The sequence below is a fragment of the Streptomyces chryseus genome, assembly GCF_014650755.1.
Taxonomy (GTDB): Bacteria; Actinomycetota; Actinomycetes; order Streptomycetales; family Streptomycetaceae; genus Streptomyces; species Streptomyces chryseus.
Window position 1 is genome coordinate 162,066 of sequence record NZ_BMVO01000009.1, and the last position, 12,672, is coordinate 174,737.

The 12,672-nt window shown below is 72.7% G+C and carries 8 protein-coding genes; 4 read left to right on the forward strand and 4 right to left on the reverse strand.

Annotation, left to right across the window (positions count from 1 at the left end; genetic code table 11):
* The first annotated feature begins 52 nt into the window (after positions 1 to 52).
* Positions 53 to 1,177, forward strand: coding sequence for a GuaB3 family IMP dehydrogenase-related protein (locus tag IE185_RS16715; RefSeq protein ID WP_028812319.1), 1,125 nt, complete (start codon positions 53 to 55; stop codon positions 1,175 to 1,177).
* Positions 1,178 to 1,247: 70 nt separating this feature from the next.
* On the opposite strand, the gene IE185_RS16720 is transcribed toward IE185_RS16715, so the two are convergent.
* The 4 genes from IE185_RS16720 to IE185_RS16735 form a co-directional block, all read right to left on the reverse strand.
* The gene (locus IE185_RS16720) at positions 1,248 to 2,966 is read right to left on the reverse strand and encodes a peptidase M16 family protein (protein ID WP_138896201.1); all 1,719 of its coding nucleotides are present in this window, start codon (positions 2,964 to 2,966) and stop codon (positions 1,248 to 1,250) included.
* A 3-nt stretch (positions 2,967 to 2,969) separates the two neighbouring features.
* A complete protein-coding gene (locus tag IE185_RS16725; RefSeq protein WP_229843548.1) occupies positions 2,970 to 3,917 on the reverse strand; it encodes a hypothetical protein in 948 nt (315 codons plus the stop codon).
* Positions 3,918 to 3,972: 55 nt separating this feature from the next.
* On the reverse strand, positions 3,973 to 4,458 hold the full coding sequence (locus IE185_RS16730) for a hypothetical protein (protein WP_189715415.1): 486 nt from the start codon (positions 4,456 to 4,458) through the stop codon (positions 3,973 to 3,975).
* A gap of 121 nt (positions 4,459 to 4,579) precedes the next feature.
* On the reverse strand, positions 4,580 to 5,842 hold the full coding sequence (locus IE185_RS16735; protein WP_138897758.1) for a nucleotide sugar dehydrogenase: 1,263 nt from the start codon (positions 5,840 to 5,842) through the stop codon (positions 4,580 to 4,582).
* A gap of 230 nt (positions 5,843 to 6,072) precedes the next feature.
* Between IE185_RS16735 and IE185_RS16740 the strand changes: the two genes are divergently transcribed.
* The 3 genes from IE185_RS16740 (at position 6,073) to IE185_RS16750 (ending at position 12,629) form a co-directional block, all read left to right on the forward strand.
* A complete protein-coding gene (locus IE185_RS16740) occupies positions 6,073 to 7,782 on the forward strand; it encodes a glycerol-3-phosphate dehydrogenase/oxidase (RefSeq protein ID WP_138897759.1) in 1,710 nt (569 codons plus the stop codon).
* 234 nt (positions 7,783 to 8,016) lie between these two features.
* On the forward strand, positions 8,017 to 9,921 hold the full coding sequence (locus IE185_RS16745; protein WP_138897760.1) for a serine/threonine-protein kinase: 1,905 nt from the start codon (positions 8,017 to 8,019) through the stop codon (positions 9,919 to 9,921).
* A gap of 149 nt (positions 9,922 to 10,070) precedes the next feature.
* Complete coding sequence (locus IE185_RS16750) at positions 10,071 to 12,629, forward strand: serine/threonine kinase C-terminal domain-containing protein (protein ID WP_189715416.1); 2,559 nt, start codon at positions 10,071 to 10,073, stop codon at positions 12,627 to 12,629.
* The last annotated feature ends 43 nt before the right edge of the window (positions 12,630 to 12,672 follow it).

Sequence of the window (12,672 nt, forward strand, 5' to 3'; positions counted from 1 at the left end):
CGTGTGTGTCGGCGATACTGGAACGGCATACCAAGAGGGAAAGGCCACACACGTGACTGAGATCGAGATCGGGCGCGGCAAGCGCGGCCGCAGGGCGTACGCGTTCGACGACATCGCCATCGTGCCGAGCCGGCGCACCCGGGACCCGAAGGAGGTCTCGATCGCCTGGCAGATCGACGCCTATCGTTTCGAGCTGCCGTTCCTGGCCGCTCCGATGGACTCCGTCGTCTCGCCGCAGACCGCCATCCGCATCGGCGAGCTGGGCGGTCTGGGCGTACTGAACCTCGAAGGTCTGTGGACGCGGTACGAGGACCCGGAGCCGCTGCTCCAGGAGATCGCGGAGCTCGACGACGAGACCGCGACCCGCCGCCTCCAGGAGATCTACGCCGCCCCCATCAAGGCGGACCTGATCGGGCAGCGCATCAAGGAGGTGCGCGACTCGGGCGTCGTCACCGCCGCCGCCCTGTCGCCGCAGCGTACGGCCGAGTTCTCCAAGGCCGTCGTGGACGCCGGTGTCGACATCTTCGTGATCCGCGGGACCACGGTCTCCGCCGAGCACGTGTCGGGCGCCGCCGAGCCGCTGAACCTCAAGCAGTTCATCTACGAGCTCGACGTCCCGGTCATCGTGGGCGGCTGCGCGACGTACACCGCCGCGCTGCACCTGATGCGCACCGGCGCGGCCGGTGTCCTCGTCGGCTTCGGCGGCGGCGCCGCGCACACCACGCGCAACGTGCTGGGCATCCAGGTCCCGATGGCCACCGCCGTCGCCGACGTGGCCGCGGCCCGCCGCGACTACATGGACGAGTCCGGCGGCCGGTACGTGCACGTCATCGCCGACGGCGGCGTGGGCTGGTCCGGCGACCTGCCGAAGGCCATCGCCTGCGGCGCGGACGCCGTGATGATGGGCTCCCCGCTGGCCCGCGCGACGGACGCGCCCGGCCGCGGCCACCACTGGGGCATGGAGGCCGTCCACGAGGACGTACCGCGCGGAAAGCGCATGGACCTGGGCGCGGTCGGCACGACGGAGGAGATCCTCCTCGGCCCGTCGCACACCCCGGACGGTTCGATGAACCTCTTCGGCGCGCTGCGCCGCTCGATGGCGACCACGGGCTACAGCGAGCTCAAGGAGTTCCAGCGCGTCGAGGTGACGGTCTCCCCGGCCGAGCACAAGCGCTGACGCTTTCGCGTACGTGGGTGAAGGGGCCCGGACCACCGTGCGTGGTCCGGGCCCCTTCGCACGACCGTGCTCAGGCGACGCGGCGACGCCGTCGCAAGGCGGTGACCACCGGGAACAGCAGTCCTGCCTCCAGGAGCCACAGGAACACGACGAAGGCCCAGTCGGGCGCCGCGTAGAGCGTGCTGTCGAACTCCTCGGACGTCGCCACCAGGGCGACCAGGCCCCACAGGAACGCCAGGACGCCGAAGACCCACATGGACGCCGGTGATCCAGGGGATGCGGGTGTGGCGTGGACCCGGGCCCTGTCCTTCCGGCCCTCGCGGTCCCGCTCCGGCGGCGGACCCGGGATGCGCTGCGGATCGCGCGGCGGCATCGGGACGACCGCGTGCGGTGGCACGCCCGCGTCGATGCGGGCCAGGTCCGCCGCGTCCATCCGGTACAGCGTCGGCTCGACGGACAGCGAGAAACCGTCGTTGCCGATCAGATGCCGGCCACCGTCCGGGTATGCGAGCATCACCGCGCACTCGGCGTACCGCACCGTGACCCGGTTGCCCGGCGAGGTCAGGCTGACGCCCTCGGGCGCGATCAGCAGAGCGGCCGTGTCGTCGGCCAGGTACGCGTGCCGGCTGCCGGTCAGGAGCTCGGCGGAGTCGCTGGGGGCGGCGACGTACCCGGCCCAGTCGGCCTCGCCGCCGGGCACCTTGAGCAGTGCGTTCGCGCTGACCTCGCGGGCGACGGCATGCAGGTCCGCGACGGTGAGCGCCCGCAGCTCGGCGATGTGCTCCTCGTCGGACTGGACGGGGTGACGGGTGAGCAGCCCGAGCGCGTACGAGGGAAGCTTCGCGGCGGCCAGGTCGGGTATCTCGTACTGCTTCAGCACGGCGGTGCGCGCCGCGTCGAGGTCCGCCTGCTCGATACGTCCCACCCGCAGTGCCGCCAGAACGTCGACGAATCCGCCGACGACCGCGTCCTGCTTGGCGGGCAGGGAGTCGGCCACCGCGGTGATGGTCGCGAACTCCGCGTCGCGCGGGGTGTAGTCGCTCTCGGCGGTGTACGAGTAGCCGCCCTTCTGCCGCAGATCGCGGAAGAGCGCCTTGCCGAGCACGGCGGAGAAGACGCTCGCGGCGGTGGAGCGGCGTACCACCGCGTCGAGGACGACCACTCCGTCGTCCCCCTTGATGTACGCGGGGGTGCGCGGCAGCGCGGAGGTGACGGGCGGCAGCGGCTGCCACGAACCCGACGGGAGCCGCAGATCCAGACCTTCGGGGAGGGTGCCGCTGGTGATCCACAGGACGGCGTTCTCGCGGGTGAAGCGCGTACGGGCCCAGTCGCTCACAGCGGTCGCGTCGGCCCGCCGCAGGCCCAGCTCCTGGTAGCTGGTCAGGCCGTGTCCCTGGGCGCCGTAACGCCACAGGGCCATGTCGTGCTGCGGTCCCGCGCCGCGCCCGGCGGCCTCCGTGCGCAGGATCTCCTTCTCCGTCTCCAGCCGGTGCAGCGGCAGATCGCGCAGGGACGCGCAGACCCCGTTGAGGTACTCGACGATCTCGTCGTCGCCACCCTGGACGTGGAAGTGGGTGTGGGTTCCGGCGGTGGCGCCGTTGTAGTGCAGGTCGCTCATGCCGTGCCCGTGCAGCGCCAGATGCTCGACCAGATGGGTGATGCCGCTGGTGGCGAGGGTCTCGTCGGCGCGGCCGACCCGGAAGAGGAGGCCGGCGGTGACGGGTCCGGGACGGTGCGCGAGAACCGTGCGGATGCCGTCGACCTCGGTTTCGATGATGCCTTCGGCCATGGGTCAGCCCTTTGCCAGTGCGGTCTTGCGGTGCTTGATGAAGGCGGCTTCCTGGTCGCCGAGGTAGGTCCAGGGGAACGTGCCGGCCATGTTGCCCAGGGCCCGGAAGTGCGGGGCGGCCTCGGCGTGGTGGCGGCCGAGGGAGAGGGCGGCGGCGAAGTGGCCGTGTGCGGTGACCCAGTGGAACCCCGGCCGGTACTCGGGATGGAGTACGGACCGTCGGGCCGCGGCGAGCAGCTCGTCACGTACGGCGTGGGCGGACATGTGGGCGGCGTCCGGACCTTCGTCGAGGTCGAGCCAGCGCTCCATGTGCACTTCGGCGACGAGCGCACCGTTGTTGCCGCCGGGCGGCGCGTCGGCGGCGCACGCCCGGGCGAAGCCCTCGGCCGCCTCCCAGGAGCCGCCCCACTTGGGGCAGAGCTGCTGGAGGAGCTTGGCCTGGGCGGCGTAGTGGTGCGGGTGGTGTTCGGCGAGGCGGTCGTAGCGGCGGCGCGCCTCGCTCGCGCCGAGTTGGAGGCCGCGAGCGGTGGTCACACGGTGGCACCAGGCCAGGGCGTACGCCGGATGCTCGGCGCAGACCTCGATCAGCAGGCCCTCCGCGCGGCGCAGCCAGCTGTGGAACTGGCCGAACTGCGCCTCGGAGACCTTGCTGGCGCGGGCGTTGCTTCGGATGGACCAGCCGATGCGGATGTAACGGTCGGCGAGGAGGGTCCTGGGCAGCGGGTCGCCGGGGTGGGCGGCCGAGGCCTGCTCCAGGAGGTGCTCGCTGCCGGGGAGGTCGGCGACGACGGACGAGGCGTAGGCGCGTTCGTCCTCGTCACCGAGGGCGGCGAAGAAGTCCGAGACCGTTCCCCAGTCCCTCGCGTGGCACGCGGTGCGCAGTGTCGCGAGGGACGGGTGGTGTGCGAACGGGTCGAACACCGGCCGCGACAGCGGCGGAGTGCTGGACACGATGTGTGGTTCTCTTCTTGTTTCTCGTACGGGTGGGAGCGGGTGAAAAGGGCGCTCAGGCGGCGGACTTCTTCGCGGCCGCGAAGGAGGCGTAGGCGCCTATCGCGAGGAAGAGGAAGGTCATCGGGCCGGCGTCCTCCTTCCACAGCGAGGTCAGGAACTCGAACCGCTGGAAGAGCAGCTCCGTCACGGTGACGTGGAGCAGGTCCGAGGCGGCGATCGCGAGGCCCAGGAGCTGGCCGAAGTACACCGCGCCCAGCGAGAGGATCGCGGCGACCACCGGCAGGGCGGGGTTGGCGCCCCCGGCCTTCCCTGCCGCCAGGCCGATGAGGTAGCCGACGCCGACCGCCGCGTAGCCGATCTGGTACTCGGTGGCGCCGATGATGCCGCCGTAGATGCCGGCGGTGACGAGCGCGGCGGCGAAGGCGGCGGCGACGCCGAGGCCGACGTTGTCGCGCACCGGGGCGGGGGCGGGGGCCTGCGGGTAGGCGTGGTCGGCGAACGGGTTGCCGGGCGGAGGCGGCGGCACGGACTGGCTCATGGTGAAGATCCCCCCCAAGGGATGTGGTGCACCGTGGATGCGCACGGACGTGCGACGAGTGACGCCGAACGCTAGCAGTGCCGTACGAGAGAGCACCCGTGGATTCCGGGCGCCGGGATGCTCAGAGCCGGTGGGTCGCCCCCGTCGGGGACGCCCCGCGCGTGTCGAGGAGGAGCTGGGCCTTCACCGCGAGGGCCTGGAGGTCGTACGTCCGGTGGTTCTGCAGGAGCACGGTCAGGTCCGCGTTGGCCGCCGCCTCGTACAGGGAGTCGACGCGCGGGACCGGTACGTCGCGCACGCGCCAGTCGGGGACGTGCGGGTCGTGGTAGCCGACCTGGGCACCCAGGTCCATCAGCCGGGTGGCGATCTCCGGGGCGGGGGAGCCCTGCTGGTCGGCGAGGTCCGGCTTGTAGGTGACGCCGAGCAGCAGGACGCGGGCGCCGCGCGCGGATTTCCCGTGCTCGTTGAGGAGCGTGGCGCAACGCTGGATCACGTACTGCGGCATGCGGTCGTTGATCTCCTGGGCGAGCCCGACCATGCGCAAGGGGTGGCCGGGGGTCCCACTGCTGTGCGGGATGTAGTTGGGGTCGACCGGTACGCCGTGGCCGCCGACGCCCGGGCCCGGGCGGAACGCCTGGAAGCCGAAGGGCTTGGTCTCGGCGCAGCGGATGACGTCCCACAGATCGACGCCCAGGTCGTGGCAGAGCACGGCCATCTCGTTGACCAGGGCGATGTTGACGTGCCGGTAGTTCGTTTCGAGTACGCCGACGGTCTCGGCCTCGCGCGGTCCGCGCGCCCGCACCACCTTGTCGGTGAGCCGCCCGTAGAAGGCGGCGGCCGATTCGGTGCAGGCGGGCGTGAGGCCGCCGATGACCTGCGGGGTGTTGGCGTAACCGTGCAGCCTGCTGCCCGGATTCACCCGACTGGGGGAGTAGGCGAGGTGGAAGTCGCGTCCCGCGCGCAGTCCGGAGCCCTCTTCGAGGAGGGGGCGCAGGAATTCTTCGGTGGTGCCGGGGTATGCGGCCGATTCGAGCAGCACGGTGGTGTGCGGGCGCAGGTGCGCCGCCAGGGTCCTGGCGGCGTCGCCGACGTGGCTCAGGTCGAGCGTGCGGTCGGCGCCGAGCGGGGTGGGGGCACAGATGACGGCGGTACGGACCCGGCCCAGTTCGGCCGGGGATCTGACAGTGCGGAAGCCGCCGGCCAGCATGCGGCGCAGGTCGGCGGCGGTGAGGGAGCCGTCGGCCGGGGCGCGCCCGGCGGCGAGCTCCGTGAGGCGGCGGGGATCGGTGTCGAAGCCGATGGTGTCGATGCCGGAGGCGACCGCGGCCTGGGCGAGGGGCAGGCCGCGGTGGCCGAGTCCGATGACGGCGAGATCTGCGGGCATGGCGGTGGGCCGTCCTTCCCAATAGCCGGAGGGGAGGCAACACGCAAGCCCTGTGGACAGTTCGGGCGAGCGCAATTTCAGACTAAGCGTAAATATGACCGTTATGCGGCATTGTGTGAGGCCGGGGTGCGGGAGTGTTGTCCACAGGCGGTGGCCGGAGGCGGGCGGCACAGACAGAATCGAGGAGGCGGGGAGTGATCCCGGCCACCCGACCACTACGGGAGGCAGCAGTGAGGACAGCGACACTGGGACCCGCCGAGCGCGCCGAGGCGCTCGCGGCGATGGCCGAGCGTGAACTGGACGTGCTCGTGGTGGGCGCGGGAGTGGTCGGTGCCGGGACGGCTCTCGACGCCGTCACGCGCGGGCTCTCGACCGGACTGGTCGAGGCGCGCGACTGGGCCTCGGGCACGTCGAGCCGGTCGAGCAAGCTGATCCACGGCGGGCTGCGCTATCTGGAGATGCTCGACTTCGCGCTCGTGCGCGAGGCGCTGAAGGAACGCGGACTGCTGCTGGAGCGCCTCGCGCCCCACCTGGTGAAGCCCGTGCCGTTCCTCTACCCGCTCCAGCACAAGGGATGGGAGCGGTGGTACGCCGGGTCGGGTGTCGCGCTGTACGACGCGATGTCGGTGTCGTCCGGGCACGGGCGCGGCCTGCCGATGCACCGTCACCTCTCGCGCAAGCGCGCCCTGCGGGTGGCGCCCGCGCTGAAGAAGGGCGCCCTGGTCGGCGCGTTGCAGTACTACGACGCCCAGATGGACGACGCGCGCTTCGTGACGACGCTGGTGCGCACGGCCTCGCAGTACGGCGCCCAGGTCGCCAACCGGGCGCGTGTCGTCGGCTTCCTGCGCGAGGGCGAGCGGGTCGTCGGGGCCCGGGTGCGGGACCTGGAGGGCGGCGGCGAGTACGAGGTCAGGGCCAGGCAGGTCGTCAACGCGACCGGGGTGTGGACGGACGACACCCAGGCGCTCATCGGCGAGCGCGGGCAGTTCCACGTACGGGCGTCCAAGGGCATCCACCTGGTGGTCCCGAAGGACCGGATCCACTCGTCGACCGGTCTGATCCTGCGGACCGAGAAGTCGGTGCTGTTCGTCATCCCATGGGGGCGGCACTGGATCGTGGGCACGACCGACACCGACTGGGACCTCGACAAGGCCCACCCGGCGGCCTCCAGCGCGGACATCGACTACCTCCTGGAGCACGTGAACTCGGTACTGGCGGTGCCCCTGACGCGCGACGACGTGCAGGGCGTGTACGCCGGCCTGCGGCCGCTGCTGGCCGGGGAGTCGGACGCCACGAGCAAGCTCTCGCGCGAGCACACGGTGGCGCACCCGGTGCCGGGGCTCGTCGTGGTCGCGGGCGGCAAGTACACGACGTACCGCGTGATGGCGAAGGACGCGGTGGACGAGGCCGTGCACGCGCTCGACCAGCGGGTCGCCGAGTGCGTGACGGAAGACGTGCCGCTCGCGGGGGCCGAGGGGTACCGGGCCCTGTGGAACGCGCGGGCGCGGATCGCGGCGCGGGCGGGGCTTCATGTCGTGCGCGTGGAGCACCTGTTGAACCGGTACGGCTCGCTGGCCGAGGAGCTGCTGGAGCTGATCGCCCGCGACCCGGGGCTCGGCGACCCGCTGAGCGCGGCGGACGACTACCTGCGCGCCGAGATCGTGTACGCCGCCTCCCACGAGGGGGCGCGGCACCTGGACGACGTGCTGACCCGGCGTACGCGGATCTCCATCGAGACGTTCGACCGGGGTACACGCAGTGCGCGGGAGTGCGCGCAGCTGATGGCGCCGGTGCTCGGGTGGGACAAGGGGCAGATCGAGAAGGAGGTCGAGCACTACGAGAAGCGGGTAGAGGCGGAGCGGGAGTCGCAGCGCCAGCCGGACGATCTGACGGCCGACGCGGCGCGGCTGGGGGCGCCGGACATCGCGCCGATCCAGTGACTGGCCGTGATGCGGCGAACTCGGCCGGGTGGTGGGGAGGTTCGGTGGAGCCACCTTGACACTGCTGTGACCTGCGCGTGGTCCGTTTTGTTCGCCCGGGGGAAAGGCCCCGGCGACCCGGGACCACGATCGGTCGCGCGGTGAGGGACAATGAAGGCTCTGCCAGGGCGCGTTACCGCATCACCCTGGAACGCAGCCATCGCGGGCGAAGATCAGGGATCGCAGAGGGGACGCATGTCGGAGGCGGAGCAGTCCAAGGACCCCGAGGGGCGTCTTCTCGCTGGGCGGTACCGGCTCGGAGAGGTGCTCGGCCGGGGCGGCATGGGTACGGTCTGGCGCGCGGTCGACGAGACGCTGGGCCGCACGGTCGCGGTGAAGGAACTGCGCTTCCCCACGAGCATCGACGACGAGGAGAAGCGCCGGCTCATCACGCGCACACTGCGTGAGGCGAAGGCGATCGCCCGCATCCGCAGCAACGGCGCCGTGACCGTCTACGACGTCGTCGACGAGGACGACCGGCCGTGGATCGTCATGGAGCTGATCGAGGGCAAGTCGCTCGCCGATGTGGTGCGCCAGGACGGCCTGCTGACGCCGCGACGGGCCGCCGAGGTGGGCCTCGCGATCCTCGACGTACTGCGTGCCGCGCACCGCCAGGGCATCCTGCACCGCGACGTGAAGCCGTCCAACGTCCTGATCTCCGAGGACGGCCGGGTCGTGCTGACCGACTTCGGCATCGCGCAGGTCGAGGGCGACCCGTCGATCACCTCGACCGGCATGCTGGTGGGCGCGCCGTCGTACATCTCGCCGGAGCGGGCCCGTGGTCACAAGCCGGGCCCCGCCGCCGACCTGTGGTCGCTGGGCGGTCTGCTGTACGCCTCGGTCGAGGGCACACCGCCGTACGACAAGGGGTCCGCGATCGCGACCCTCACGGCCGTGATGACCGAGCCGCTCGACCCGCCGAAGAACGCGGGCCCCCTGGAAGAGGTCATCTACGGCCTGCTGGCCAAGGACCCCGGGCAGCGGCTCGACGAGGCGGGCGCGCGAGCCCTCCTCAACGACGTGATCCACCTGTCCGAGACGACGGACGAGCCCGAGCCGTCGCTGGAGGCGACCCGGGTGGTGGCACTGCCGCCCGTCCCCGACGACGTGCTCCGCACGGTACGGCCGGCCAAGGGCGCCGCGTCGGACGGCCCGGCCGCCGGCGAACGGGTGCGCGGGGCGCTGAAGTCCGTACGCAACGCCGCGGCGGCCCAGGCGGCGAAGCAGAAGCAGTCCTCCCCGGCGCGTTCGCAGCAGCCCCCGGTGGGCCCGAGGCCGCCGGAGCGGGCGTCGCTCACCGACGTCGTACCGCGCCGCACGCTGGTGATAGTGGCGGTGGTCGCGGCACTCGCGGTGATCGGCACCGTGCTCGCCGTCGCGCTGACCGGTGGCGACGAGGGGACCCAGGGCAAGCCGAAGGACGACACGTCCGCGTCGAGCGGCGCGACCGCCGGCGGTGACGCCAAGGGCGGCGCGGACCAGGGCAAGGCCACGGACGGCGGGAAGAGCCAGAGCCAGGACCCGGGACAGGACAAGAAGCCGGACGACGGCCAGGGCGACGACGCCGGCAAGGGCGGCGACGGCGACGACGACCAGGGTGCGGACGACTCCAAGACGGACGACCCGCCGAAGGACGGCGGACTGCCCGAGGGGTACGTGAAGGTCACCGACGACCGGTTCCACTTCACGATGGCGATGCCGAAGGGGTTCGCGCGGAACGGCATAGCGGGCTCGAACTCCGGCGGCAAATACAACAAGGCCGGCGGATATCCGCGCGTGCAGGTCGACTTCACCGACAGCCCCGGTGGCGACGCGCGTGCGGCCTGGGCTGCGGCCATGGCGGGCGTAGATGCGGCCAGCGACAACTACAAGCACCTGGGCATACGGCCGGTCGACTACAACGGCTACCCCACCACCGCCGACTGGGAGTTCGAGCGCGACGAAGCGGGGATGCGGGTTCACGTGCTCAACAGGGGCTTCAAGGTCGACGCGAAGCGCGGCTACGCGATCATGGTGACCTGCAAAGCGGACGAGTGGAACGGCAAGGAGTGCCGGACGCTGCGGAAGACCGCGCACGACACGTTCCAGCCGAAGGACTGACGTACGGATCCGCCGGGTTGCCGAGACCCGGCGGCACGGCCGGGTCCGGCCACGTATCGTGAGAGCTCGTGGACTGACCGTACGCGACCGGAATTGACGACTTGGTGCGGTCACCGGGTCGGAGGTACAGCGCGCTCTGGGGAGGCGTCGTGGATGACTACGCGGGTCGGGTGCTTGCCGACCGCTACCGCCTTCCCCTGCCGCCTTCCGATGCGTACGAACTGGTGGAGACCAGGGCGTTCGACACCTACAGCGGCCAGGAAGTGCTGGTCCGCCAGGTCCCGTTACCCGAGGTCGTGGACGCGGAGTTCCTGGACGGCGAGGGCGGCGGGACGGCGGCGCAGCGGCGCGCGGCCGGGCGCACGACCCGGCGGCCGACCGATCCCGCCGTGCGCCGGGCCATCGAGGCGGCCCAGGCCGCCGCGCAGATCCCCGACCACCCCCGGCTCGACCAGGTCTTCGACGTCTTCGCCGAGGGCGGCTCGCTGTGGATAGTGAGTGAACTGGTGGCCGCGCGGCCACTCGCGGCGCTGCTCGCAGAGAAGCCGCTCAACCCGTACCGGGCGGCGGAGATCGCCGCCGATGTGCTGACCGCCCTGCGGGTGCTGCACGCGCACGGCTGGACCCACCGCAACATCACCGTCCGCACCGTGCTCGTCTGCGACGACGGCCGCATCGTGCTGACCGGCCTCGCGGCCGGCGCGGCGGAGGAGGCGCTCTGCGGATACGCCCCCGTGCCGGTGCCGGCGGAGCCGGCCCAGGACGAGGAGGAGAGCGGCGGAAGCTGGGGCAGCCCCGGCGCCGGGCCGGACCACGAGGCGCCCGCGCGGTACGGCGGTCCCGCCGCGCCCGCTCCCGGCGCCGGCGTGCGCACCGCGTTGCCCGCCGCCGGCCAGAACCCCGCCGCCGAAGTGCGCGCGGCGCGCGCCGGGGCCATCGCCGCGTACCGTGCCGGAGCCCGCGCGGCGGCCCGGGTCACCGAGGAGCAGCGCCCGGACGGCACGGGCGCGGTCCCGGCCCAGTGCCCGTCGGCCGGGGCCCCGCGCGCGATCAGCCCGTACGTCGACCTCGACCCCGAGCCGGCGCCCGAGCCCCCGCGCGCCCAGCCCCCGCACGCCGAGCGCCCCCGCCGCCAGGAGCCGGCCGGCACCTGGCACGGCGCGGTCCCGCGCTCCCCGGCGGGCGACGGCATGCGGGCCGACGGGATGCGAGCGGACGGCATGCGGGCGGACGGCCTGCGCCGCGGACCGCACCCGTCAGCGGAGGCGCCGCCCGCCCCGGCCCACGCCCGGAGCTGGGAAGAGGTCGTGGCGGGTGGGCAAGGAGGCCAGGGCGGGCCGGTTCCGCCGTTCCGGGGGCCCGCCACGCCGCTCGCCGCCGAGCGCGCCCGGCAGGCGCGGATCGCCGTCGTCGGACCCGTCACCGAACGCTGGGCGCCCGAGCAGGCCGGGTCCGTGCACGGCAACTGGCAGCTCGCCCCGCCCATCGGCCCCTCGACCGACCTCTGGGCCCTCGGCGCGCTCCTCTTCCGTACCGTGCAGGGCCACGCCCCGTACCCGGAGGAGAGCGCCATCGAGCTGGTGCAGCTCGTCTGCGCCGAGCCGCCCGCCTTCGCCGAGGAGTGCGGTCCGCTGCGGCCGGTCGTCGAGTCGCTGCTGCGCCAGGACCCGACCGAGCGGCCCGACTTCGAGGAGCTGCGCGGCTGGCTGCGCTCGCTCGTACGGTCCGCGCCCGAGCCGGAGGCCGGTGCCGACATCGTGCCGCTGCCGTCCGTGGACGCCACGCGACTGCCCATCGTGCGCCGTCGCGGTGAGCTCGTCCGCAGACGCCGCGGCGCGTCGTCCGACGTGCACGGCCGCCACCGGCACAAGAAGGCCAGGGCCGCCAGAGGCAAGGCGGAGCAGCGGGAGCCGCGCGAGCCGAGGCCGCCGCGCGAGCCGCGCATCAAGGAGCCGCGGATCCAGAAGAAGCAGCGCGGCGGCCCGCGTTCGCTCGGGCGCACGCTCCTCGTCCTGATCCTCCTCGGCCTGACCGCGGCGCTCGTCTACGCGATGGTCTTCATGCCGAAGGCCGGCGAGGAGAACGGCGGCCAGGACAGCAGCCGGGGCGGTGCCCCCGTGCGGGCCGGCGCCGGCCGGAGCACCGGCGCGCCCGCCACACCCGGCCCCTCCTCGGGGGAGGAGTCCGAGCCGCCGCCGCGGCGGACGCCGAGCTCCCAGCAGCCGCAGACCTCCGGCCCGGCCGCCGACCTCGCCAAGGGGTACGAGCTGCGCAAGGACCCCGAGGGATTCCAGATCGCCGTCGACAAGGACTGGGAGCGCCGGCCGATCAACGACGCCGGCCAGGTCCGTTACCGGGGCAGCGGCTTCGAGCTGCTGGTCGTCCCCGGCCGCGACACGGTCAAGGAGCACGGCGGCGACCCGATGGACTACCAGCTCAAGAAGGAGCGCGAACTGCAGGCCGTGCGGAACTCCTCCTGGTCGACCCAGAACGGTCTGCGCCGCATCGACGTGGGCCGGCAGGCCATGGCGGAAGGCCAGTTCACCTGGCAGGACAGCAGCGGACGCGATGTGTACGTGCGCAACCTCGCGATGATCGTCGGCGACCGGTACCACGTGGTCCAGGTGATCGGACCGGAAGCCCAGCGCGACGAGATCACCGAGATCTACGAACAGGCCACGGCGGCCTACCGGGTGCCAGGCGGCTGACCAGGCCCATGGGCCTCCACGACGCGGGGCAGGACAGATGACG

Excerpts from the sequence above, each read along its gene's own strand:
- IE185_RS16720 (WP_138896201.1), bottom strand. The coding sequence starts at position 2,966 with ATGGCCGAAGGCATCATCGAAACCGAGGTCGACGGCATCCGCACGGTT.
- IE185_RS16730 (WP_189715415.1), bottom strand. The coding sequence starts at position 4,458 with ATGAGCCAGTCCGTGCCGCCGCCTCCGCCCGGCAACCCGTTCGCCGAC.
- IE185_RS16735 (WP_138897758.1), bottom strand. The coding sequence starts at position 5,842 with ATGCCCGCAGATCTCGCCGTCATCGGACTCGGCCACCGCGGCCTGCCC.
- IE185_RS16745 (WP_138897760.1), top strand. The coding sequence starts at position 8,017 with ATGTCGGAGGCGGAGCAGTCCAAGGACCCCGAGGGGCGTCTTCTCGCT.